Origin of the sequence: Exiguobacterium sp. ERU653, assembly GCF_018617775.1 — a bacterium.
Lineage (GTDB): Bacteria > Bacillota > Bacilli > Exiguobacteriales > Exiguobacteriaceae > Exiguobacterium > Exiguobacterium marinum.
The window spans coordinates 34,486-57,343 of the sequence record NZ_JACSKV010000004.1 but is presented as its reverse complement, the minus strand read 5'-3'; the positions used below and the strand labels follow the sequence as shown (position 1 = coordinate 57,343).

Annotated in this window: 26 protein-coding genes; 17 read left to right on the top strand and 9 right to left on the bottom strand. The window is 48.1% G+C overall.

What is annotated here, in order from left to right:
- The first annotated feature begins 16 nt into the window (after positions 1-16).
- The 7 genes from KNO95_RS12815 (at position 17) to KNO95_RS12785 (ending at position 4,341) form a co-directional block, all read left to right on the top strand.
- A complete protein-coding gene (locus KNO95_RS12815; protein WP_251129413.1) occupies positions 17-955 on the top strand; it encodes a DMT family transporter in 939 nt (312 codons plus the stop codon).
- 11 nt (positions 956-966) lie between these two features.
- The gene (locus tag KNO95_RS12810; RefSeq protein ID WP_214879178.1) at positions 967-1,392 is read left to right on the top strand and encodes a DMT family transporter; all 426 of its coding nucleotides are present in this window, start codon (positions 967-969) and stop codon (positions 1,390-1,392) included.
- A 12-nt stretch (positions 1,393-1,404) separates the two neighbouring features.
- Complete coding sequence (locus KNO95_RS12805; RefSeq protein WP_214704082.1) at positions 1,405-2,064, top strand: Crp/Fnr family transcriptional regulator; 660 nt, start codon at positions 1,405-1,407, stop codon at positions 2,062-2,064.
- A 12-nt stretch (positions 2,065-2,076) separates the two neighbouring features.
- Positions 2,077-2,550: a DMT family transporter gene (locus tag KNO95_RS12800; RefSeq protein WP_214704081.1), complete on the top strand. Its 474-nt coding sequence runs from the start codon at positions 2,077-2,079 to the stop codon at positions 2,548-2,550.
- Between the two features lie 315 nt (positions 2,551-2,865).
- The gene (locus KNO95_RS12795) at positions 2,866-3,336 is read left to right on the top strand and encodes a hypothetical protein (RefSeq protein WP_214879176.1); all 471 of its coding nucleotides are present in this window, start codon (positions 2,866-2,868) and stop codon (positions 3,334-3,336) included.
- 58 nt (positions 3,337-3,394) lie between these two features.
- Positions 3,395-3,877 (top strand): hypothetical protein, encoded by a 483-nt coding sequence (locus tag KNO95_RS12790; protein WP_214879174.1) that lies wholly within the window; start codon positions 3,395-3,397, stop codon positions 3,875-3,877.
- A complete protein-coding gene (locus tag KNO95_RS12785) occupies positions 3,877-4,341 on the top strand; it encodes a hypothetical protein (RefSeq protein WP_214879172.1) in 465 nt (154 codons plus the stop codon). Before KNO95_RS12790 ends, KNO95_RS12785 begins: the two co-directional genes overlap by 1 nt.
- A 121-nt stretch (positions 4,342-4,462) precedes the next feature.
- Here KNO95_RS12785 and KNO95_RS12780 read toward each other — a convergent pair whose 3' ends face one another.
- The 3 genes from KNO95_RS12780 to KNO95_RS12770 all read right to left on the bottom strand — a co-directional run bounded on the left by KNO95_RS12780 (position 4,463) and on the right by KNO95_RS12770 (position 7,536).
- Complete coding sequence (locus tag KNO95_RS12780; RefSeq protein ID WP_214879171.1) at positions 4,463-5,191, bottom strand: ATP-binding cassette domain-containing protein; 729 nt, start codon at positions 5,189-5,191, stop codon at positions 4,463-4,465.
- 9 nt (positions 5,192-5,200) lie between these two features.
- Complete coding sequence (locus KNO95_RS12775) at positions 5,201-5,926, bottom strand: hypothetical protein (protein ID WP_214704072.1); 726 nt, start codon at positions 5,924-5,926, stop codon at positions 5,201-5,203.
- Positions 5,927-6,039: 113 nt separating this feature from the next.
- Positions 6,040-7,536 (bottom strand): phytoene desaturase family protein, encoded by a 1,497-nt coding sequence (locus KNO95_RS12770; protein WP_214704070.1) that lies wholly within the window; start codon positions 7,534-7,536, stop codon positions 6,040-6,042.
- Between the two features lie 186 nt (positions 7,537-7,722).
- Between KNO95_RS12770 and KNO95_RS12765 the strand changes: the two genes are divergently transcribed.
- Positions 7,723-8,106 carry a hypothetical protein gene (locus KNO95_RS12765; protein ID WP_214704068.1) on the top strand — a complete coding sequence of 128 codons (384 nt, stop codon included), beginning with the start codon at positions 7,723-7,725 and terminating at the stop codon, positions 8,104-8,106.
- Positions 8,107-8,137: 31 nt separating this feature from the next.
- Here KNO95_RS12765 and KNO95_RS12760 read toward each other — a convergent pair whose 3' ends face one another.
- The gene (locus KNO95_RS12760; RefSeq protein ID WP_214879170.1) at positions 8,138-8,746 is read right to left on the bottom strand and encodes a TetR/AcrR family transcriptional regulator; all 609 of its coding nucleotides are present in this window, start codon (positions 8,744-8,746) and stop codon (positions 8,138-8,140) included.
- Between the two features lie 171 nt (positions 8,747-8,917).
- Between KNO95_RS12760 and KNO95_RS12755 the strand changes: the two genes are divergently transcribed.
- Both KNO95_RS12755 and KNO95_RS12750 read left to right on the top strand, forming a co-directional pair.
- Positions 8,918-9,646: an ABC transporter ATP-binding protein gene (locus tag KNO95_RS12755; protein WP_214701292.1), complete on the top strand. Its 729-nt coding sequence runs from the start codon at positions 8,918-8,920 to the stop codon at positions 9,644-9,646.
- Entirely contained in the window at positions 9,639-10,652 is a 1,014-nt protein-coding gene (locus KNO95_RS12750) for an ABC transporter permease (protein ID WP_214879169.1), read from the top strand. The genes KNO95_RS12755 and KNO95_RS12750 overlap by 8 nt, the downstream gene beginning before the upstream one ends.
- A 198-nt stretch (positions 10,653-10,850) precedes the next feature.
- Here the strand turns inward: KNO95_RS12750 and KNO95_RS12745 are convergent, their stop codons facing one another.
- Together KNO95_RS12745 and KNO95_RS12740 are read right to left on the bottom strand one after the other, a co-directional pair.
- Complete coding sequence (locus KNO95_RS12745; protein ID WP_214879168.1) at positions 10,851-11,474, bottom strand: glucosaminidase domain-containing protein; 624 nt, start codon at positions 11,472-11,474, stop codon at positions 10,851-10,853.
- A 146-nt stretch (positions 11,475-11,620) separates the two neighbouring features.
- Complete coding sequence (locus KNO95_RS12740) at positions 11,621-13,117, bottom strand: DHA2 family efflux MFS transporter permease subunit (protein WP_214879167.1); 1,497 nt, start codon at positions 13,115-13,117, stop codon at positions 11,621-11,623.
- 164 nt (positions 13,118-13,281) lie between these two features.
- Here KNO95_RS12740 and KNO95_RS12735 point away from each other — a divergent pair, with 164 nt between their 5' ends.
- The 7 genes from KNO95_RS12735 (at position 13,282) to KNO95_RS12705 (ending at position 20,423) form a co-directional block, all read left to right on the top strand.
- A complete protein-coding gene (locus KNO95_RS12735) occupies positions 13,282-14,154 on the top strand; it encodes a TetR/AcrR family transcriptional regulator (protein WP_214704053.1) in 873 nt (290 codons plus the stop codon).
- A gap of 146 nt (positions 14,155-14,300) precedes the next feature.
- Entirely contained in the window at positions 14,301-15,314 is a 1,014-nt protein-coding gene (locus KNO95_RS12730; RefSeq protein WP_026824386.1) for a LacI family DNA-binding transcriptional regulator, read from the top strand.
- A 204-nt stretch (positions 15,315-15,518) separates the two neighbouring features.
- Complete coding sequence (locus tag KNO95_RS12725) at positions 15,519-16,820, top strand: ABC transporter substrate-binding protein (RefSeq protein WP_026824385.1); 1,302 nt, start codon at positions 15,519-15,521, stop codon at positions 16,818-16,820.
- A gap of 57 nt (positions 16,821-16,877) precedes the next feature.
- Positions 16,878-17,780, top strand: coding sequence for a carbohydrate ABC transporter permease (locus KNO95_RS12720; protein ID WP_026824384.1), 903 nt, complete (start codon positions 16,878-16,880; stop codon positions 17,778-17,780).
- A gap of 3 nt (positions 17,781-17,783) precedes the next feature.
- Positions 17,784-18,713: a carbohydrate ABC transporter permease gene (locus KNO95_RS12715; RefSeq protein WP_214704052.1), complete on the top strand. Its 930-nt coding sequence runs from the start codon at positions 17,784-17,786 to the stop codon at positions 18,711-18,713.
- A 24-nt stretch (positions 18,714-18,737) separates the two neighbouring features.
- Entirely contained in the window at positions 18,738-20,090 is a 1,353-nt protein-coding gene (locus KNO95_RS12710) for a GH1 family beta-glucosidase (protein ID WP_026824382.1), read from the top strand.
- 87 nt (positions 20,091-20,177) lie between these two features.
- Positions 20,178-20,423: a hypothetical protein gene (locus KNO95_RS12705; protein WP_214704051.1), complete on the top strand. Its 246-nt coding sequence runs from the start codon at positions 20,178-20,180 to the stop codon at positions 20,421-20,423.
- Positions 20,424-20,542: 119 nt separating this feature from the next.
- On the opposite strand, the gene KNO95_RS12700 is transcribed toward KNO95_RS12705, so the two are convergent.
- From KNO95_RS12700 to KNO95_RS12690, 3 genes are all read right to left on the bottom strand, one after another.
- A complete protein-coding gene (locus KNO95_RS12700) occupies positions 20,543-21,121 on the bottom strand; it encodes a hypothetical protein (RefSeq protein ID WP_214704049.1) in 579 nt (192 codons plus the stop codon).
- Positions 21,118-21,444: a hypothetical protein gene (locus KNO95_RS12695; RefSeq protein WP_214704048.1), complete on the bottom strand. Its 327-nt coding sequence runs from the start codon at positions 21,442-21,444 to the stop codon at positions 21,118-21,120. The genes KNO95_RS12700 and KNO95_RS12695 overlap by 4 nt, the downstream gene beginning before the upstream one ends.
- Positions 21,445-21,518: 74 nt before the next feature.
- The gene (locus KNO95_RS12690; protein ID WP_214704047.1) at positions 21,519-22,847 is read right to left on the bottom strand and encodes a PTS sugar transporter subunit IIC; all 1,329 of its coding nucleotides are present in this window, start codon (positions 22,845-22,847) and stop codon (positions 21,519-21,521) included.
- Positions 22,848-22,858: the final 11 nt, after the last annotated feature.

The following is a 22,858-nucleotide window of genomic DNA, read 5'->3' as shown; positions in this document are numbered from 1 at the left end:
ATCGAGGAAGACATTCATGTTAGCTATTTTGATTGGATTGACGATTGGGATTTTGCTGCCGATGCAGACGAGTGTCAACTCACGTTTGCGTCAGGTGGTCGGCTCGCCGTTCGTTGCATCTTTTTTATCGTTTACGGTCGGGACGATCTTTTTGTCCCTATTGCTCTTCTTGACCGGACAGTCATTCGGATTTGACGGCTCGGTGATTCAGGAAGGTCCGGATTGGATGTGGATTGGCGGACTGTTAGGGGTCTTGTTCTTAACGGGAAATATCCTGCTGTTCCCAAGACTCGGAAGTGTCCAGACGGTCATCATGCCGATTTTTGGACAGATTTTGATGGGATTATTGATTGACCATTTTGGTTGGTTCAATTCTGTCGAACATCCAATTACGGCGCTTCGTTTGTTCGGGGTCGTGCTCGTCTTGTTAGGAGTCATCGGAACGGTCGCTTTATCCGACTGGCTCAACCGCCGAAGAGGCAAGCTGGTCGTCTCCATGGAAACGGACACGGGGAATCTGAACCTTTGGCGACTATTCGGGATTTTCACTGGGATGATGAGTGCCACTCAAACGGCCATTAACGGCTATTTGGGAACAGTGCTCGAATCGGCTCTGAAAGGGGCATTGGTCTCTTTCATTGTTGGAACGTTGGCGCTCTTGCTTATTTTACTCGTCTCACGCCAACCCGTTTCGCTCGGTCAATTGAAAGGTCAACCGTGGTGGATTTGGCTCGGTGGGATCATTGGGGCGCTCTTCATCGGAGGAAACGTCCTCATCGTACCGATTGTCGGGACAGGGATCGCTGTCATCATCGTCATTGTCGGACTGTTATGCGGAAGTTTACTGATTGACCGTTTCGGTTGGTTCGGAGCGAAGAAGAATCCGGTCACTGGTGTTCAACTTGTGAGTTTGGTTGTCATGGTCATTGGGATTGTATTGATTCGTCTATCTTAAGGGGGAGAACGATGCGAGGGGTGTTGTTTGCAATCAGCGGAGGCTTTTTTCTGACATTACAAAGTGTGGCGAATGCGCGAATCAGTTCACAGATTGGAACGTGGCAAGCGGCGACGTTGACACAGTTCACAGGATTCATCGTCGCACTTCTCGTCATGTTGGCGTTACGCGACCGCACGTATATCGAGATGCGTCACGTGAAGCCGCTCTATTTATCGGGCGGAGCATTTGCGGCGATTATCTTATTTAGTAATATGACGGCCGTCCATAAACTCGGGGTCACGATGACAATCTCGTTGTTTCTCATTGCGCAACTGGCGCTCGCGCTCGTTATCGATTGGCGAGGCTGGTTCGGAATGGTGCGACGGAACTTGAACGGGGCTCAGTTGATTGGTGTGTTCATGATGATTGCGGGGGTCATCTTATTAAAATGGTAGGGGGAAACGTGCATGGTTGACGCGTATGTGAAGCAATTTGAATTGACTGTCTTACCTGTCGCTGCGCAGAACGAATTGCAGCTCGTCCGATACGAGCCGGGGGACGTCATCTGTACGCAAGGTGATGAAGCAGAACATCTCCGTTTCTTAGTGAAGGGGAAGATTCGCGTTTCCCATACTTCCGCTACCGGGAAGCGCCTCGTCCTCTCCTTCAAATATCCGCTCGATTTGATCGGGGACATCGAATATATTCAGCGGACCCCGTTTTTGAATACGGTCGAGGCCGTCACAGAAGTCGAAATGCTTGTCATTCGCTTCGAGGATTTGGTTCGACATGCCCACCACGATGTTGCGTGGTTACACTATTTATTAGAAGAGATCACAAGAAAATTTGAACGGAAATCACAATCACTCAGCTTCAATTTGTTCTATCCCGTTGAAGTACGCTTAGCGAGTTATCTGTTATCGATGACGCCGAATGACCAAACACTCGGCTCGACTGTCTACCAATTGACGGATATCGCTGATTTGATTGGGACGAGTTATCGTCATGTGAATCGGACGCTCCGGCGTTTCGTCGAAGTAGGCTTGATCGAACGAAATCGTCGGGTGATCACGCTCGTTGATCGGGAGGGCTTGTTGGAGATTGTCGGGGAGAGTATTTATGAATAGGAGGGGAGAATCATGGCGATTGGGATGATGCTTGCTGTCATCGGTGGAATGCTCGTCTGTGTGCAAAACACGTTTAACGCCAACGTCAAGAAGCGTGTCGGGGCATGGGCGACGACGACGCTCGTTCTCTGTCTTGGATTTTTAGCATCGCTACTCATTGGGCTGTTTCAAGAAGGTGGTGGCTTGTTCCGAGTAGAAGAGATGGAGACGTGGTTCTGGTTCAGTGGAATACTCGGCGTCGGGGTCGTCATGAGTGTGACGCAAGGCGTCGAGCACCTCGGACCGAGTTATGCCATCTCGATCGTTATGGTGTCTCAAATCTTGTTCGCGCTCCTCTGGGATACGTTAGGGTGGTTCGGCTTGAATGCCGTCCCGTTCACATGGAAGACAGTCGTCGGGATTGTCTTGATCGTCGGTGGGGTGCTCGTGTTTCAGTTGAGTGGGAAGGTACAACAAACTCGCAAGTCGATTAACCGTGCGAGTTAAATCTTAAAAAGAAGTACCACATTTTGAACGAATCTTTTTTAATAAAGACACGTATAATTTAGAAGAACAGGATGGAAGGGGTAATCATATGCTACAAGTGATGGACATGGCATGGGCAATCTTGAATCTAGGATTGTTGACGATGATTGGAGTCTTTTTATTCCGATTCATTCGCCGAGATTCAAATTGATTAGCATCTGACAATCGTCAGGTGCTTTTTCCTTTTTAATGGAAAAACCTCGAAAGTTTGCTTATAGATTGATAAGATATAAATATCGGTAAATTGGATTTTTTTTACTTTTGGAGGGGTGCTGGATGTTACGTGAAGAACGAATGGAATACTTGTACGACAAATCATGGACTAAAAAGGGTCCGCTACTAGTGATTATCATCGGGGTAGTGACAGCGCTTTGGTTATTGTTCAATGATTCAAGAATGAGCCTATCCCTGTTCATCTTTTGTGCGGCGATGCTCATGCCGCTTCTGGTGGCGACGTGGCATAAAATCCAGTTGTTTTTACAGTTCAATGACTCCTCCATATACCAGCGCTTTATTTATCTGAAGGGTATGCTTCAGTTTATTCTTTTGATTGGTGTCATATCGATGATGGCGCTCTATGCACTGAAGTACATATCGCTCGATACGTTAAGCCTTGGCTGTGCGACGCTGATTGCGAGTTGCCTTATTCTCGAGTCGTGGGTCGATTGGAAGATTCTAAAGATTGATGACGAGCACGTGGTCGAAAGTTTGTTGGGATTGATGAATCGTGAGAAGCGTAGGAAATGAAACTAATCGAGAGCAGGTTTCATAAATCAAAATAACGAAAACACTTGAGGGGGATTCGATGGTAGACCATGAAGTTAGATTAGAACGGATGTTGAAGGATGATGAGAAACGAAAGAGACAAATGGTGATTCCCTTAGTTGGCGTCATGTTACTCTTCTTTTTATATTTTTGGAAGACAGACATCCTCTTGTTATTACCGATGATAATCGTTGGACAAGTTCCGCTCCTGTATCACGCTTGGCATCGCAAAAAGTTACTCCTTTCATTTAATGAGAACACACGTTACCAACAACTCGTGCGTTCCGAGTTTGCATCTAAATTTACTCAGCCGCTCCTGCTTCTCATACTGATTGCTAGTGTAGAGCTTGAATGGATTACATTACTTACGTTCATCATCGCAGCTTTTATCGGAATCCTAAGCTTGTTGATTTTAAGTGTTCGCTTCGACCGCAAGTTAAAAGAAATCGATCCGTTACACGTGACGGGTGTCGAACTCGGTCATGTCCAGTTGCAACGGAAAAAACGAAAAAGTGAAGCGTGATGAATAAACAAGAGCGTCTCCCAAAAATGGTCGAACATGATCTCGACGCGCGAGGGGTCAGCGCGATGTTTGGCATAAGCGGCCTGTTTTTATTTCTAGTCGTTTCAGTCATAAAAGGTGTCACGGTGACGACGATTGCCTTCTCTTTCCTCGTGACCCAACTGCCGATGCTCTATCAAGCGTGGCGACGAATGAAGCTGTTACGCACGTTTAACGAAGACGAGGAATACCAACGCCTCGTTCGTCGAGAATTTCGAATCATCGTCGCCATGTTTGGATCACTTGGTGTATTCACCTTCCTCACGTGGTTCGTGTTGGATTCGATGCAGCAACTACTCGGTGTCGTATTGATTGCCATCATTCCGCTTCTCATCTTGTACGTGTCGATGGACCGTAAACTGCGTGAAGCGGATCCGGAGCATGTGACGAATCGAGAGTTACGACGCGCACATCGTGAACAATAAAAATCAGCCCTGACACACGTCAGAGCTGATTTTTTTTTTGAGTTCATGGAAATGAGAATGCCGCAGACGACCATACCGATTGTATAGAATATAAACCGGTGTCGTTCCCAAAACGAGTCATTCATCGTGTCGCCGCCACATCATCGAGCGGCGTGTCGACCATCCGAACGAACGCTTCGTCCGGGTCGGTCGTTCCAGATTCTTTAAGCCAGTCCTGGAAGTCCCCTTCATATAAAACGCGTCCACCATGCAGGAAGATGACGTGAGCATCGAGTTGAGCCAAGTCGTGTAACTGATGTGTTGAGATGAGGCACGTCTTGCCCTCGTCGACGAGGCGTTGTAGGCGACGCATGATTTGAATGCGTGACGCCGGGTCGACCCCACTCGTCGGTTCGTCAAATAAATAGAGAGAACGTTTGATGGAAGACAATAACGTCACGAAGAGCCATTTCTTCTCCCCGACCGACATCTTCCCGAGTTTCATCTTCCATAGATGTTCGAACAGTTCTTGTTCTCGGGACGTTGAAAGGTTGTTCACATAAGACTCGAGTTTCTTGAAGTCGGGGCGCTGCGACAGACGTCCGATGAAATAGGCGAAGTCTTTTCCTGTCAATTCGTGATGGTTATACATGAGTTGCGTTAAATAGAGCATATCCGTCGTCGGAACGAGTTCGAGTGATGCTTTGTCGACCGGAAGTGCCCCGGTCATACAATCAAACATTGTCGTTTTCCCGGCACCATTTTGTCCAATCAAAACGTTCAGCTTATTCGGCTGTAGTGTGAACGAGACGCCGTCGAGAACAGGACGTGTCGCTTTCGGGTAGCGATAAGTGAGCTGATGTACGTGCATAAGAACCTCCTAGCGTGTGATGAGTGAGACGAGACTGAAGCGTTTCAACGCAATCGCACCGATGATGAAGTAACCGAGTACAGAAAGGAATGTCGCCCACACTCCGAACGAGAGGTCGACTTGAGTCGTCAGGTGCAGCAACCCGAGCGCGAATTCATGGAGCGCATAGAACGGGTTGAGAAAGCTGAACCATTGATCAGGTGAGTTGATTGCCAATAAAAAGAGCGGAAACATCAGAATGTTCGCGAACGTCCCGAGACTCGACACTTTCACCGGCAGTGCCGTGATGGCGACACTGGCAACCGCGAACGGGATACTCCCGATCAATACGAGTAGAGAAGTTGCAATCAACTTGAACGAGAAGAACCCGTGTACAAGCGTGACGACCGTTGTGAATAAGAGTAAGCTGATTGAGGCGAATAAGAGTTGCGCCAAGATGACGGCGATGACATACGTCAGTTTGTTGCCTGAGATCATCACGTACGTTTTCATCAGTCCGTATTCACGCATACGAGCGAGTTCGATGCCGACACCGTTCACATATGTAGCAAGAATAATATATACCCAGAAATAAGAGAGTCCTGGGTAGTATTCCGCTGTCGTTGCTTGGCGAATATCTGAAAACGACTGCGTCAAAGCGATTATGAGTGGGATCCCGAGCGTCCAGATGAATGGAATCTTATCGGTGACGACAACTTTGGCATACATAAAGAAATAGCTTGTGATTTGTTGCATCCTGTTCCTCCGCTTGTATGTTTGATTGTTTGTATCGTAGCACAATATACGGAAGTTGATTGGAAAAAGTTTCAAAAAATAATCCCTCATAGCGAATGAGGGATAGAAGAAAATTATTTCACTTTGTCGCGTTTCGCGATCTTGTCGCTCACCTGCTGACCGCTCAACGTGACCATCGGCATGCCACCGCCCGGGTTGACGGTCCCGCCGACGAAATAGAGGTTGTGATAGAGTTCGCTCTGTTTTTTATGCTTGAAGCCACCGTTTCGATTCTTGTCGGCGACCGTTCCGTAAATGGCTCCGCGGTCCGATCCATACGTCCGCTCGATATCGTGAGGCGTCCACACGTCGCGTGTCACGGTATGTTCACGCAGACCATCGAGACCCATTCGTTCCAACTTATCGAGCACACGCTCTTCAAAAGCGGCGTACTCTTCTTCCGTGAACGGCACATCTTGGATATACGGGATGTGTGGCAAGATTTTGATATTCTCATGTCCTGGCGGTGCCTGGGTCGGGTCGGTCTTGTTGACGTTCACGAGGTAAATCGTCGGATCGTCTGGAAGTTCATGTTTCTCAAAAATTTTATTCATCTGTTCATGTAAGTTCTCAGAGAAGAAAAAGTTATGATGGGCCAGTTGTGGATAGGCTTTCTTCACGCCGAGATGAAGGACGAATCCGGAGCTCGCCGGTTCGTATTTATCAACGAGTTTGTCGACGTACTGTTCGTCCGCATCGACCATCTTCTGATAGAACGGAATGACTTCCATGTTCGAGACGAAATAGTCGGCTGAACGGAGACGTCCATCCTCAAGCTCGATCGCTGAAATTTTTTCATTCACCGTATGGGCACGAACCACGCCTTCGCCGGTATGTAGCTTCACACCGATCTCTTCGGCGAGCTTCGTCAAGCCTTCCGCAAGCTTATGGGTCCCGCCTTCGACGTACCAACAACCTTGGGCATACTGCATGTAAATCATCATGTTGAGGACGGCTGGTGCATTATACGGAGACGATCCGACATATTTGACGTAATACGACAGCATATCCCGAAGATGTGGATTACTGATCCGTTTCTTGATGGCGCTATACATCGTCGACGTCAAATCGAATCCGAAGAGCGTCGGGAAAATACCTGTCTTCATGACCGCTTCTAAAGGTGACTCAAACCCTTCCGCCAAGTATCCCTTCTCCGTCGTCTTATAGATGCGCGCGGCATAATTCAACAGTTCACGATATTCTTGCATGTCTTTTTGAGAGAGGGAAGGGTTTGCCCGCTGCATCTGTTCGAGGTCATGGTAAAGGTCGAGGACGGTATCGTCCGGGAAGAAAGAGCGCCATTCGAGCTCAAGTCGTTTGATGGACACATAGTCTTCCATCCGTTTCCCGCTTCCGCGGAACAATTTGTCGAAGATGTGAGGCATCGTTAAAATTGAGGGTCCGAGGTCGAAACCGAATCCGTCCTGTTCGAGCCGATTCACTTTCCCGCCGATATGGTCGTTCTTTTCGTAAAGTGAGACGTCGTAACCTTTTTGAGCGAGTGAGATGGCCGCTGACAAGCCGCCGAGCCCTCCGCCTATGACGATGACCGACTTATCCACTGATGGCATATATTCGCCGCCTTTCCGAAGTGTTATTTTCAAAAAATAGAATGAGTGCTACCTCTTCTATTCCCGTTTCTAAATGAAACGAACATGCTTTTACGGATTTGCCACATCCACAAAGATGTCATCCCTGAACCGGGGAAAGTTTTGTATAGTTAGGGAACAGAGACTGAACGAAAGTAGGAATCTAAGATGATCGTAAAAACAATCACACTTCACTTTGCGAACGGGGATGAAATCACCATCCCGTTTGATGATATCGAATCGTGTCGGATGCATGATATTCAAGACGGGATGCGTGTTGCGGCGGATGGACAAGTGATCAAAGAAAAAGTGATGCACGGGCTCGACCTCGTGTTAAAAGACTCAGCGAATCAAATCGAGTGGGAAGGTGAGGATAGACCGTTTGACCGTATCTTAGGTATGTCGGATTTACAACATCTCGCCTTCGAGTTTGAAGGGATGCGAGGCAAGTCATACCGCATCGCCTGGCATGATCTAGAGGCAGTACAGAACGCATACCAGACGACAACTGAAGAACATGGGAACGTGCACGTGCATGTTCGCATCTCATAAACAAAGCCTCTCGCAAAAATAGCGAGAGGCTTCATTCGTGTGACTTCACACCGCCGGCGACGAGCGGTCCTTCAAACGTGATCGTATAGATGATGCGGGCGATATCTTCCGCTGTCTCTTCTGCGGACGGATTGTTCAACCACTCGTAGATGACGCCCATGTGTGCCGAAGAGAGGTAGGCGACGAGATATGGGGGCGGGACCATCATCTTGTCGGGATCAAACAAGGTTACCGGGGAGCGCTGAAACAAGGCCGCCTGCATAAATTTTCGAAGTTTTGTCTGAAACGTCGGGTCTCCATTTGGTCCAAGCAGCGGCTTCATGATGACTTGATTGTATTCGATGAAGCGGATGAACGGGACAAGGTAATGGTACGAGTTGTCGGTCCGCTCGTCTCCAAAGATGTGGGGGAGATGATGAATCAACTTCTGTTCGGCCTCTTCAAAAATTTCGTTGATGCATTTCTCCATCAACTCGAACTTATCCACATAATGGCTATAAAAGGTACCCCGATTGATGCCGGCCCGCTCGGTCAATTGCTTGACGGTCACGGCTTCAAATCCCTGTTCTTCAATGAGACGAAAGAAGGCATCTTTAATCAGTTTTTTCGTCCGAATGACGCGTAAGTCAGTTTGTTCCATGCTTTTTCTCCTTTTCCTCAACACATTCATTGCATCTGTCGGAAAACCGACACGATGACCGATATTGACGATTGTTGCCACCGTGAACGGGGACTATACTGAACATACAAACCAACACGGTGTCGATTATCTTGAGTATACACGATGAGGCGCCGAAAAGGAGTGACAGAAATGAACATTCAACTGCAACACGTCGACAAGTCGTTCGGCGACCAACTCGCCATCGACAATATCGACTTCACCATCCCATCTGGAGAGATTTGCTGCTTGCTCGGACCATCTGGATCGGGGAAGACGACCCTCATCCGACTCATGATCGGTGCCCTCGCACCGGACAAAGGAAGTGTCCATATCGGTGAAACGAAAATGCCGAATATGGACATGCTTCGACAAATCGGATTTATGCCACAAAACGATGGATTGTACGAAGATTTGTCGGCAGAGGCGAACCTCGCTTTCTTCGGATCAATTTATAAGCTCGGAAAAAAAGAACTCCAGACACGCATCACAGAAGTGCTCGACCTTGTCGACCTGTCGAACGATCGACAGAAGCTCGTCCGCAATTTTTCAGGTGGGATGAAAAAGCGTTTGTCACTCGCCATCGCTATCCTGCATAAGCCGGACGTGTTGTTTCTCGATGAACCGACGGTCGGAATCGATCCGATCTTACGTCGTCAAATCTGGGATCAGTTCCAAGTGATTCGGAGGGAAGGCACGACGCTTATCGTTTCGACACATGTCATGGATGAAGTGCTCGAGTGTGACCGGGCTGCGCTCGTCTACAATGGACGGTTGATCGCATATGACCATGTGCAAGATTTGCTTGACCAGACCGAGAACGGTCGCGTCGAAGAACTGTTCTTGATTGCCGGGAAAGAGGAGGTGGGTGACCATGCGTAACTTAGCGAAGCGTGTCATCTTTCAGACGTTAAATGATAAACGAAGTGTCGCCTTGATTTTGATTGCCCCACTTCTCATTTTGACACTCGTCTACTTCTTACTCGGTGACTCCGATTACGTGCCGACGGTCGTCCTTGATGACAACGCACCCGAACAGCTCGTCAATGCGTTTGAAGAGGAGACGCTCGTGGTGGAACTGGCGACGTTCGAGGACCCGAAAATATATATTGAAGACAATGAAGAAGTGGATGCCGTCTTTGAAATGAATCAAGATGGAACGACCATCACGTTACGCGAGCCGTCGACGAAGTCGTCGAAGGCCGTCCGTGAGATTCAAGATGCGTTGACGACGCTCAACCCCGCAGCCGAGATGGACACGTCATTCGTCTTTGGGGAAGAGGACCAATCTACGTTCGATTCGTTCGGATTCGTCTTTCTATCACTCTTCTCATTCTTCTTCGTATTCATCCTATCTGCGATGGCACTCGTCAAAGAACGGAGTGGAGGTACACTCGAACGACTCTTGATGACCCCAATCAAACGAGGACAGGTCATTTTAGGATATACGCTCGGCTACGGCGTGTTTGCAGTCGTCCAGTCGATTTTCATCGTACTCTATTCGATTTATGTGCTTGGACTGTCTTCGCTTGGAAATATGGCGTGGGTCATGTTGACGATGCTACTCATGGCGGGTACGGCGGTACTCTTCGGGGCGACCATCTCGGTATTTGCCCGATCGGAACTGCAGGTCGTACAGTTGATCCCGTTCACGATCATCCCGCAAGTATTTTTCTCGGGCCTCATCCCACTCGATTTGATTCCGTACGGTCTCGGGAACTTGAGTTACGTGATGCCAATCTTCTACGGGGCGACAGCGATCAAGGAAGTCATGATTTACGGGAGTGGTTTCTCAGGGATTTGGATGTATTTACTCGGGCTGATTTTATATGCAGGTGTCTTGTATCTCTTAAACATGCGAGCGCTCGGGAAGTATCGGGGGCATTGAGTTAAATAAACGTTAGCGAAAGCTATGGTACTTATAGAGTGCCATGGCTTTTTGTTTATCCACAAAAAAAGCACTCGGACGATTGTCCGAAATGCTCATTAGCGCTTGAGTAACAACATCACGCCGGTCACGAATAGTGCGATTCCGCTAGCGAGTCTGACTTGTTTGCACGTCACGTTCTTTCACCCCTACATTTCTTCATCGTTTTGCTTTAGCGACACGTTTTGGTGTTTTCGACATTTCTTGATAAATCGAAAGAATCTCGGTCCCGTAATTTCCTTTCGGCTGCATGGCCCACTTTCGATGCAGTGACGGCCAAGTCGTCGCAGAGCCCCGTTTGACGAGATGGAAGCGAGGATCGACTTGTTTCGTGTTCAATGCATCGTTTGAAGCGTATGCTTTTAGATGCTGAATTTGAGCGGATACGCCTTGGTGTGGTGAACGGAAAAAGTGTCCTTTCACGCCGTTCCCAGTCGTCCCAATCCCTGAGTAGTTATGCTGCTTTGGAAGGACATCACCGCCATAACGGAAATAACCGGTCTCTTTTAGTGCCTGCGCGAACGCAACATCGCCACGGACGCCTTCTTTTGCGCCGATGATGACGAAGAGTTTCGCCAAGTCTTCGACAGACGTTTTCGAGAGCCGGACATTACGAGGATTCTTCTTTTTTACGTAATCCGCCATTTGTTGCGGAGTCAAAGCCGATATTCCCATAATAGCACGATTCTGCTTCTTCGGGGCCGCCTCAACGATTGATCCAGTCGAGAAGAAAGATGAAGTGATTAGAAGGAAAGCGACGATGAAACCAAACACTTTTTTCATAATATGTACCCTCCTAAACGAGATGTATCTATTGAGAAATAATACCATATTAGTATTAAATTTTAATTTTTGATTTATTTATAAAGGGAACGAGAAATTAAAAAAAGCCGCTCTGAATCCATCATTCAGAACGGCTTTTCCCAGTATTAATTTGCTTGTTTTAATTCTTCAACAGTCTCCACTTGGTCATCAAACTTACGAACGTCCACGCGCTTCACGAAAAATGCCAGTAGAAGTGCCAAGAGGTTCATACCGAGTGCAACGTAAAATGAATATTGAATCCCAGATAAGAGGGCTTGCTGAGTGATGGCACCCATCGAGCTCTCAGTGAGTGTCGCAGGATCGACTCCTGTCATCAATGATTCGGCTTCTGTGCGTGTCACCGAGTTCATGATAGTGACGAGTACTGCCGTACCGATCGCACCGGATACTTGTTGTGCTGTGTTGTTGATGGCCGTTCCGTGCGGATTGAGGCGAGTCGGCAATTGGTTCAATCCATTAGTCATGATTGGCATCATGACCATCGACATCCCAAACATACGCAACGTATATGTTAAGACGATGTATGTGTAGGTCGAGTCAAGTTGGACGTTTGCAAGCATGTACGTCGATACGGCGGTGATTGTCAATCCGGTAAGTGCCAAAAATTTTGGCCCGAATCGGTCAAACAGTTTACCTGTGATCGGCGACATGATTCCCATGATGATCGCACCAGGAAGAAGCATGAGCCCTGAATCGAGTGGTGAGATACCACGTACGCTTTGGACGTAAGCCGGCGTCAAAATCATACCGGAGAACATGGCGACCGCGTTGACCATCGCAATGACTGACGCGAGAGCAAACATCGGATGTTTGTAAGCACGCAAGTCGAGCAATGGTTTTTCCATATGGAGCTGACGGTAGATGAAGGCGATCAATGAGATGGCACCGACAATCATCGTCGTTAAGACGATTGGGTTATCCCAACCGTCCGAGCTTGCCGAACTGACACCGTACAAAATCCCACCAAATCCGAGTGTTGATAAGACGAGCGACAAGTAGTCGAGTGACTGGTCTTTGTTTTGGACCATGACGTTTTCCGCTTTCCAAAAAGCGAGCGCAAGACCGATGATGGCGAGCGGTAAAATCATTTCGAATAAGACGCGCCAATCATAGTACTCGACGATATAGCCCGAGAGTGTCGGTCCAATCGCAGGTGCTGAGATCATGACGAGTCCGAAGATTCCCATCGCCATCCCACGTTTTTCACGTGGGAAGCTGACGAGCATGACGTTCATGAGGAGCGGTCCCATTGTCGAGGCTCCGACGGCTTGAATCATCCGACCGCTCAACAACCAGCCAAAGTTTGGCGAGAAGGCCGCGATAGCCGTACCGATGGCGAAGATGCTCATCGAGGTGATGAACAAGCTGCGGTTTGAAAAACGAGTGATCAAATAGGCGGATGCCGGGACGAGCACACCCGTCACGAGCATAAAGCCTGTCGCGAGCCATTGAACGGTCGAGTAGTCTGCAATTTCGAGATCGACCATGATTGATGGGAGCGCGACGTTCAGTAATGAGTTGTTTAAAAATGCGATGAACGCACCCGCAAAGAGGACCGCCAACATGACGTAAGGCGGTTTCTTTTGGAATTCTGGTTTCATATGGATGGCTCCTTTATTTTCTAAATAGTTATGTCTTGGTAAATGTCGATGAAATGATTTTATACCCGTTGTATAAATAAAGCAACCATTTTGTACTATTAGTCTAAAATGGTTTTCGGTGCTATAGTAAAGGTACAAATCAGACAGATCGGAGTTATGAAAGCATGAAAGAGAAAAAGCGAAAAGTCGCAGATATTGCCATGTCTCTCTTCATCGAAAACGGAGTACAGCATACATCGGTACAAGAGATCATTGACCGTGCCAACATCTCCAAAGGGACGTTTTATAACTACTTCTCATCGAAGACGGATTGTGTCGCCAGTATCCTCGAGAACTTACGATATGATGCAGGGCAGCGCCGGATTGAGATGCAGATGGGGCGGGATAAACGAGATCGTGACGTCTTTATCGAGCAAATCTCGATATTGATTCAATTGAACGAAGAACGGAACTTGCATGCGTTATTTGAATCGATCATGTCGTCAAACGAGAATGAATTGAAGAAACTCGTACTCCAACATCGCATTTATGAAATTGAGTGGATTGCGATGCGTTTGACGGAAATTATCGGAGAGGCTGTCAGACCGTATTCGATGGAATTGACGGTTCTCTTCAACGGAATGTTGCAACATATCTTGTTCACGAACCGAATCACGAATGCCGCTTACTCTCCTCAAAAAGTCGTGAGCAGTTTATATACGTATGTCGAACTGATTGCTGCACGAATGATAGAGACAGGGGAGCACGTCTTGAACCCGGTCACGGTCGAGCAAATGCGTGGGACGACAGATAAACATCTCATTACAATCGAAGAATTGAACGAGATGGCTGCTCGCATCGAAGAGCATGTCGAGATGACGGAAGAACAACGAGATTTGTTTGATGCAATCTCACATGAACTGAAACAGGAACGCCTTCGGAAAATTATCTTAGAGCAGTTGTTGAAGCCGTTCCAGCGTCTATTTAAAGGCGTGACAGGCGAGACAGAAGTACAAAAGTTTACAAATCTCGTCTGGTTGTATACGCGGACACATTAAGGACAAAAATTTCTCGATGCAGTAATATAGAAGAAACAAGGAATGGAAAAAAGAATTAAAAAGTTTCCTCGAAAAAGAATTGATTCCTACAAATCCATACGCTACAATCAAATTACCGAAAGCGCTTTCGGGAAGAGGAGAATGACATGGGTACGATTTATGATTTAGCCAAAAAAACAGGATTCTCAATCACGACAGTGTCCAAAGCGTTGAACAATTACAAAGACGTGAGTGACAAGACGAGAGCGAAGATTCTTCAAGCCGCTGCTGAGATGGACTACTTGCCGAACGCACATGCCCAGTCGTTATCGACGAAAAAATCATGGGCGATCGGGGTCATGTTCTCAGAGGCGAACGAAGTCGGGATGAAACACCCGTTCTTCAACGGAATCATCGAAAGTTTTCGTCACGCGACAGAGGAGCAAGGCTACGATTTGATTTTCGCCTCGCGGAATCTGCGCAATCGTGACATGAGTTATCTCGAACACTTCAAACACCGTGCGGTCGACGGCATCGTCGTCATCTGCTCGGACCGAATGGATGAGCAAGTTCAGGAGCTCATGCGAAGCGACATCCCAATCGTCGTCGTCGATATGGACAGCGCCAATTGTAGCGTCGTCTATTCCGATAACATCGAAGGGGCACGCCTCGCCGTGAATTACCTCCATGAACTCGGTCACCAAAAAATTGCCCACATCGCTGGGGATGAAACAATTGACGCCGGAGCGGCGCGAATCAAAGGATATGAACTTGCGATGCAAGAACTGAACCTCCCGATTCGACCAGGCTACCTCGTCAACGCTGGTTTCTTCTCAGTCGAGGAAGGGAAGCAAGCGATGGAACGATTGCTTGAACTAGACGATCGACCGACTGCAGTCTTTGTGGCCGGGGATCAAATGGCGATCGGTGTCATCGATGCGATTCACGAACATGGTCTTCACGTTCCGAATGACATCTCGGTCATCGGATACGACGATATTGAAATGATCCAATATATCACGCCGAAACTGACCACGATTCGCCAAGATACGGACGAGATCGGGGAAGCGGCAGCAGAACTCTTACTTGAACAGATGACCGTGAAAGAGCGACTTACAGAACGTCGCATCATTCCGGTACGCTTAGTCGAACGGGCGTCTTGTGCGCCAGTTAAACAGTAACCTATAGTGAATGATATTTCGAAGTCGCTCTCTTTTCTTCAGCGGATGGAGAGAGGAGCGCGATTTCGAAAGTCATTTTGAAAGAAATCGAAACCGCTTTCGATATTTTATTTTTGGCTAAAACCGAAAGCGCTTTCGATAATTTTAAAACTCTTCTTGCAAGCGCTTTCTAACATTACTTATAAAAAAGGATGGGAACAACACATGCGTAAATTAGTCAGCTTACTTACACTCGGAGCACTTTCAGTTGGCGTCTTGAGCGGCTGCTCAGACAGTGAAGGCGGAGCTTCAGAATCAAAAGATGACGTTTTAAAAGTTTGGTCATTTACGGACGAGTTAAAAGAACCAATTAAAACATATGAAGAGAAAAACGGTGTCAAAGTTGAATTGACAATCGTTCCAATCGCAGACTATCCAACGAAGTTGAAGCCAGCTCTTGAAAGCGGCGTCGGCGCACCAGACGTCTTCACAGGGGAAATCGCCTTTCTCAAACAATGGGTCGACGCTGGATATTGGGAAAACCTTTCAGACGAGCCGTACAGTGTCGATGAGATCGCAGACAACTATGTCCCTTACGTCTTTGACCTCGGGAAAGACAAAGACGGAAACGTTCGCGCTCTCTCATGGCAAACGACACCAGGTGGCGTTTACTACAAACGTAGCCTAGCAAAAGAAGTGCTCGGTACAGATGACCCGACTGAAATCGGTGACATGATGAGCTCGATGGACGGCGTCTTCGAAGTTGCTGAGAAAATGAAACAAAAAGGATACAAGATGTTCCCGGATGAAGGTTCAATTCGTTGGTTCTCACAAGGGGCAAACCCAGAAGCGTGGGTTAACGACAAGAACGAACTCGTCTTGACGGAAGATAAGATCAACTACATGGACTATGCGAAAGAACTTCGTGAGAAGCAATACACGGCTCTCGCACCGGAATGGTCACCATCTTGGTTCGAAGGAATGGATAAGCCGATCAAAGTGAAAGAGAACGGAAAAGAGACAGAAACACAAGTCTTCTCGTATGTCCTACCAACTTGGGGTCTCCACTCTGTATTAAAAGAGAACGCGAAGGATACTGCAGGTGACTGGGCTGTAACTAGCGGACCAAGCCCATACTTCTGGGGCGGCACGTGGCTTGGCGTTTACAAAGATTCTAAAAACAAAGAAGCAGCTTACGACTTCGTCAAACTCATGACGCAAGATGAAGAGTTCTTGACAGAGTGGGCACAAGAAACAGGCGACGTACTTGCCTTCAACCCGGTTACAGACAAAATCAAAGACGATTTCAGTGAAGAGTTCCTCGGCGGACAGAACAACTATGAGTTCTTCCTCGACGAAGCAGATGAGATTACTCCAGGAATCGTCACGAAATACGACCAACAGCTCGACACGCTATATGGCGCATCGGTCCTTCAATATGTAGAAGGTAAGAAGTCGAAAGAAGAAGCGATTGAGGAGTTCAAGAAACAAGCGAAAAACGCTTACCCAGACATCGTTGTAGACTGACGATGACCAACACGAGGGGGGGATCCCCCCTCGGTTCTTATGGAAGGAGAAATACACGTGAAAAAACTAGATCGTTACGGCTATCTGTTCATCGCCCCGTTCTGGGTCGTCTTCTTGACGTTCAGCATCTATCCGGTCCTCTTAACGCTTTACTATAGCTTTACGAACTATACGGGAAGCCCGGGTGAAGAGGTCGTCGGGTTTGCGAACTATGCACGGTTGTTGACGGATACGTACTTTATCGAGGCGTTTTTCAACACCATCAAGATTTGGGGAATCAACTTCGTCTTGCAGATCGGGGTAGCACTTCTATTAGCACTCATCTTCTCAGATCTCCGTTTGAAGTTAAAAGGACTCTCGTTCTTCCGTTCGTTCTTCTATCTTCCTAACTTGATCACGATCAGCTCGGTCGCGCTCTTGTTCGGTATTTTGCTCGACTGGCAGCACGGTTCACTCAACATGGTGTTGATGAAAATCGGCTTGATTTCAGATCCAATCAACTGGTTGGCAGAACCGGTGACGGCACAGTTATCCGTTTCACTCATCTTGACATGGATGTGGTTCGGTCACTCCTTCATCATCGTCATGGCTGGAGTATCGGGCATTTCGACAGATTACTTTGAAGCCGCTCACATCGACGGTGCGAACCGCTGGCAGATGTTCACGAAAGTGACGTTGCCACTCTTAAAGCCGATTCTTCTCTACATCATGATTACGTCACTCATCGGTGGACTTCAGTTGTTCGACCTTCCGATGTTGATTACCGATGGAATTGGTTCACCAGACGGTTCATTGAACACGATGGTACTTTATTTGTACAACCAAGCCTTCAAGTACAACAACTACGGCTACGCATCTGCGGTCGCTTACGGTCTATTCTTGATTACGCTCATCTTCTCGGCGATCGTCTTCAAAGGTATGTTCCGCAATGAACGCACAGCACAGAAGAAGGGGGCGTAAGCGATGGAACAAAATGCAGAAACACGGCGTATGCTTCCTGATAGCGAAGCGCAGCCGAAACGTAAAGAAGACCGTCCACTCAAAATGGCGCCACCTTCGAAGAAAAAAACAAACAAACGCTTTGCGCGAGGGTTGATCTATACAGCACTGATCCTCCTCGCCATCGTCTGCTTCATCCCGTTCCTCATGATGATCGTCAACGCGACACGGACGAACGGAGAAATCATGGCTGGTTTCTCACTTCTCCCGGGGACGGCGCTCGCAGAGAACTATGCGACGCTCAGCGAATACATTAACATCTGGAACGGCTTCAAGAACAGTTTGATCATCTCGGTATCGGTGACGGTGCTGTCTGGTTACTTCTCAGCCCTCACGGCGTACGGCTTCACGTTCTACAATTTCAAAGGGAAGAATGCGATGTTCATCTTCATGCTCGTCATGATGATGGTGCCGGCACAACTTGGACTCATCGGATTTTACGAGATCTCGAAGACGCTCGGCATTCTCGATACGTTCATCCCATTGATCGTCCCGGCGATTGCGACACCATTCACCGTCTTCTTCATCCGTCAGTACACGCAAGCGACGCTTCACATCAGCTTGATTGAAGCGGCACGGATTGACGGTGCGAGCGAGCTGCGTATTTTCCACACCATCGCACTTCCGATGATGATGCCGGCGATTGCGACGATGTCGATCTTTACGTTCATCGGCTCGTGGAACAACTACTTGATGCCACTTGTCCTCTTGTTCTCTCCTGAGAAATACACGTTGCCTGTCTTGATGGGCTTCTTGAAAGGATCACAAGTCGCAGAGAACCTTGGCTCGCTTTACCTAGGCATCGCGATCTCGGTCGTCCCGATCATGATTGCCTTCTTGTTCCTCTCGAAGTACATCGTCAGCAGTATTTCGGCAGGTGCTGTCAAAGAATAAATATAGAGAAAAGAGGAAAACACTATGCATTTTAAGAAAGACTTCGTATTCGGAACAGCCACGTCCTCGTACCAAATTGAAGGCGCACACAATGAAGGAGGCCGTACTCCTTCCATCTGGGATATGTTTTGTGACATCGACGGGCGCGTGTTTGAAAAGCATAACGGCGATGTCGCATGTGACCACTACCATCGTTACGAAGAAGACATTCAGCACATCAAAAAACTAGGTGTCGATACGTATCGATTCTCCATCGCGTGGCCACGCATCTTCCCTGCCAAGGGAGAGTATAACCCAGAAGGTATGGCGTTCTACAAAAACTTGGCGCTGCGTCTCCGTGAAGAAGGAATCAAACCAGCCGTCACCATTTATCATTGGGACCTTCCGATGTGGGCTCACGAAGAAGGTGGTTGGGTCAACCGTGAATCGGTCGACTGGTTCCTCGATTATGCGAAAGTCTGTTTTGAAGAGCTCGATGACATCGTCGACTCTTGGATCACTCATAATGAGCCTTGGTGTGCCGGCTTCCTTGGCTACCACGTCGGTGTTCACGCACCGGGTCATCGTGACATGAACGAAGCGGTACGCGCCGTGCACCACATGTTGTTGTCGCACGGAAAAGCGGTCGAATTGTTGAAGCGAGAGATGAAGTCCACGACCCCGATCGGTATCACGCTCAACTTGTCACCGATGTACGCGAAGACGGATTCGGCGAATGACCGCCTTGCGATGAACAATGCCGACGGGTATTCGAATCGCTGGTTCCTCGATCCGGTCTTCAAAGGTGAGTATCCGGTCGACATGATGAACTTGTTCTCCAAATATGTGCATAACTTCGATTTCATCCAATCGGGTGATATGGAGACCATCTCGACAGCTTGTGATTTCTTCGGCATCAACTTCTATAGCCGTGGCATTGTCGAGTTCAACGCAGCAAATGATTTTTTGAAGGCAGACGCTTACTCGGACTACGAGAAGACGGGCATGGGCTGGGATATCGCCCCGAACGAATTCAAAGACCTGATCCGTCGTTTACGCGCCGAGTATACTGACCTTCCCATCTACATTACAGAGAACGGCGCCGCATTTGACGACGTGCTAGAAAATGGCGAAGTCCATGACGATAACCGGATCGACTACGTCCGCCAGCACCTCGAAGCCGTCTCTGACTTGAACGATGAAGGCATGAACATTCAAGGCTACTACCTCTGGTCGCTCATGGATAATTTCGAATGGAGCTTCGGATACGAGAAGCGCTTCGGCATCCTCTATATCGACTTTGAGACGCAAGAGCGCATCTGGAAAGACAGCGCGAAGTGGTATGCCGGTGTCATCGCCGACCATAAGGCCAAACACGCGGATAGCGTCGAGGCGTAACATGCATCCATCCCTGCCGCTACGGGGATGGATTTTTTTGTGTGCAATTTATCTGTTGCGGGAACTGTAAGAGGGGGAGGGATATTCATGAAACGTGAATTTTCGATGTATGAAGTTACAGGCTATGACGACCAAGGAAAGATCAAGTTCGTTCATTTGAGAGAAGGAGAATTCGTGTTGCCGGTTGAGATTAAAGGAGATGACTTACGAAAAATCAAGAAGATAATGGAGCTTAACCCGGGTGTGACCGTGATTGTCCATGCGGCGATTGACCAGAGACGCATGCGTTTGCTCGAAGTAGATGGGTACTCGCTTCGAAAAGAAGACACATAAAACGCCAGCACCGAAAAACGGGCTGGCGTTTGTTTATGTAATTTGTATCATGTTCCCCTAGTTAGACTTTGGAATACATAGCACACGGCTCACGATTCTCTCGTAATCATGCACAAAAGTCACCGACCATGAAACGGTTCGGTGACTTTAGTAGATTGACTGATTTTTTTAACACGTTTCAATACGTCCTGTTTCGGTAAATTCGGGTAATCATGCTGGATGCGGTCGACGCAGGACACAATCGTTTCCGTGCGTAACAAGTGGATGATCTGCTGATCGATCGAATCGAGTTCGAGAGGTGCGTCTTCTTTCGAATGCTCCCGATTTAGCCACAACGATGCACCGAATAAGTGTACGAATACAATCGCCATGACGGTGAGCGTCGATAAATTGATAGACGGAAAGAAGGTAAGTACGACGTATAAACTAAACCAACTCACGATTCCGTGAAGGATGGTATCGAGGAGACGAGGTACATTCATATTAAGAAACGAGCGTAACGCTCCTGTTAACCCATCAACAAACAAACTTAGCATCGTCGACAACAGATAGAAACAACCGAGCATCGAGAGCGTCGATATGATTCGGAACGGTGTGTCTTCAAGCAGATAGATGAGAATCAAATCGACGGCAAATAGTGGGATGAGGGCGAGCGCTAGAATCAATGCGCCCCAACCGAGTCCAGTCACAGCCTTCATGAGACGTGTGTACGATATCGTCCGATTGCGATGATTGCACAGAAGAGACAGACCGTATGGATCACGACCCCGATGAGCATGGCGTATGGGATGATGGATTGGAAACCAAGACCGAATGCGAGGGCGGCACTTGATAGGACCAGAAAGCTCGGCGTATAATTTCGGACGGTTGTTTTCTGCTTCTTCTCATGTATCACAAAGTATCCCGCGATGAGTAAAAAGACAGGAAACAGCATGATTGGGTAGACCGATTGAAGCAATAGTCCGATTAATCCGGATAGACCAGCGATAACGGCGAAGATAGAAGGGTAGTATGATTTCAAATTTCCAACTCCTTAACTCTTTTCCCTAAATATAACAGCCCTCCTCATTGCTGAGAAGGGCTGTCGTTTTTGTTTCAGGCTGATGCTTTGTGTGCTTCTTCTTGTGCTTTCAATTCTTCACCGTAAGAGACGCGGTCTTGAATGCGAACGAACGGGAGGTAAACGGCAACGGCCATAGCGATTGTTGCAATCTGTAAGAGCGCGGCACGCCATCCGCCGATCAAGAATCCAGAGATGACTGGAGGTGTCGTCCAAGGTACTTGAAGCGCGTTGAACGGCTCGACCCAACCCCAAAGGATGGCAAAGTAGACCATGAATGAAGCGATGGCTGGCACGACGACGAATGGGACGAACATGATCGGGTTGAATACGATTGGCATCCCGAAGATGACCGGCTCATTGATGTTGAAGATACTTGGTGCAAGTGACAACTTCCCGAGCTGCTTCAAGTGTGCCGAGCGTGCAACGATTAAGACGGCAATGATGAAGCCGATTGTGATTCCTGAACCACCGAGTTTCGTGAACACATCGAGGAACTGGATTGTAACGATTTTTGCGTTCTCGCCAGCGACGAGCGTACCGCCTGCATCGATAATAGCTTGGTTTTGAAGTGCGTTCGCTGTGAGAAGTGGTCCCATGATTCCCATGAGGATTGCGGCGCCGTGAATCCCACACCACCACATGACCGACATGAGCACCATGATGATGACGGCTCCAGCGAGTGTGTCTGTCAAGTTTTGAAGTGGTGCTTGAAGCACATCATAGATGACTTCTGTGAACGTACGCTCTGCAACCGCTTGGAAAATCGCGAACGTCGCAACGGCGAGCGAGATGATCGCCAAACCAGGAACAAGGGCAGAGAATGAGTTCGATACGCCTGGTGGGACACCGTCTGGCATTTTAATGCTGATTCCGCGTTTGATGAACTGCGAGTAAATAAATCCGACTGCTAGTCCGACGATGATAGCAGCGAGGACACCTTGTCCACCTGTCCATACTTTTGGAATGACGCCACCGACGAATTCACCAGACTCAGACAAGACAGAAGCTTGCGTGATGATGAGGAATGAGATAATCCCGAGAATACCGGCAGGCACTCCTTCAATCTTTTCGTTCTTGACGTATGAGTAAGCGATTCCAAAAACACCAATCAAAGCAAGAATGTCAAACGTCGCGCCGACGACTTGCGTGAGCGGGAGTGACCAGTCTGCTCCGAATAGACCTGACATGAAGTCGGCCCAACCGGGAATCGGTAACGCCAGGATGAGAAGGAACAGCGATCCGATGATGGTCATCGGCATCGTGAGGATGAACCCGTCCTTAATCGCAAGGACGGGCTTGGCATTCGCGAAGCGAACAAAAGCAGGGGTGAACTTTTCAAATACTCTTTCTAAGCGGCTCATAGGGGAACCTC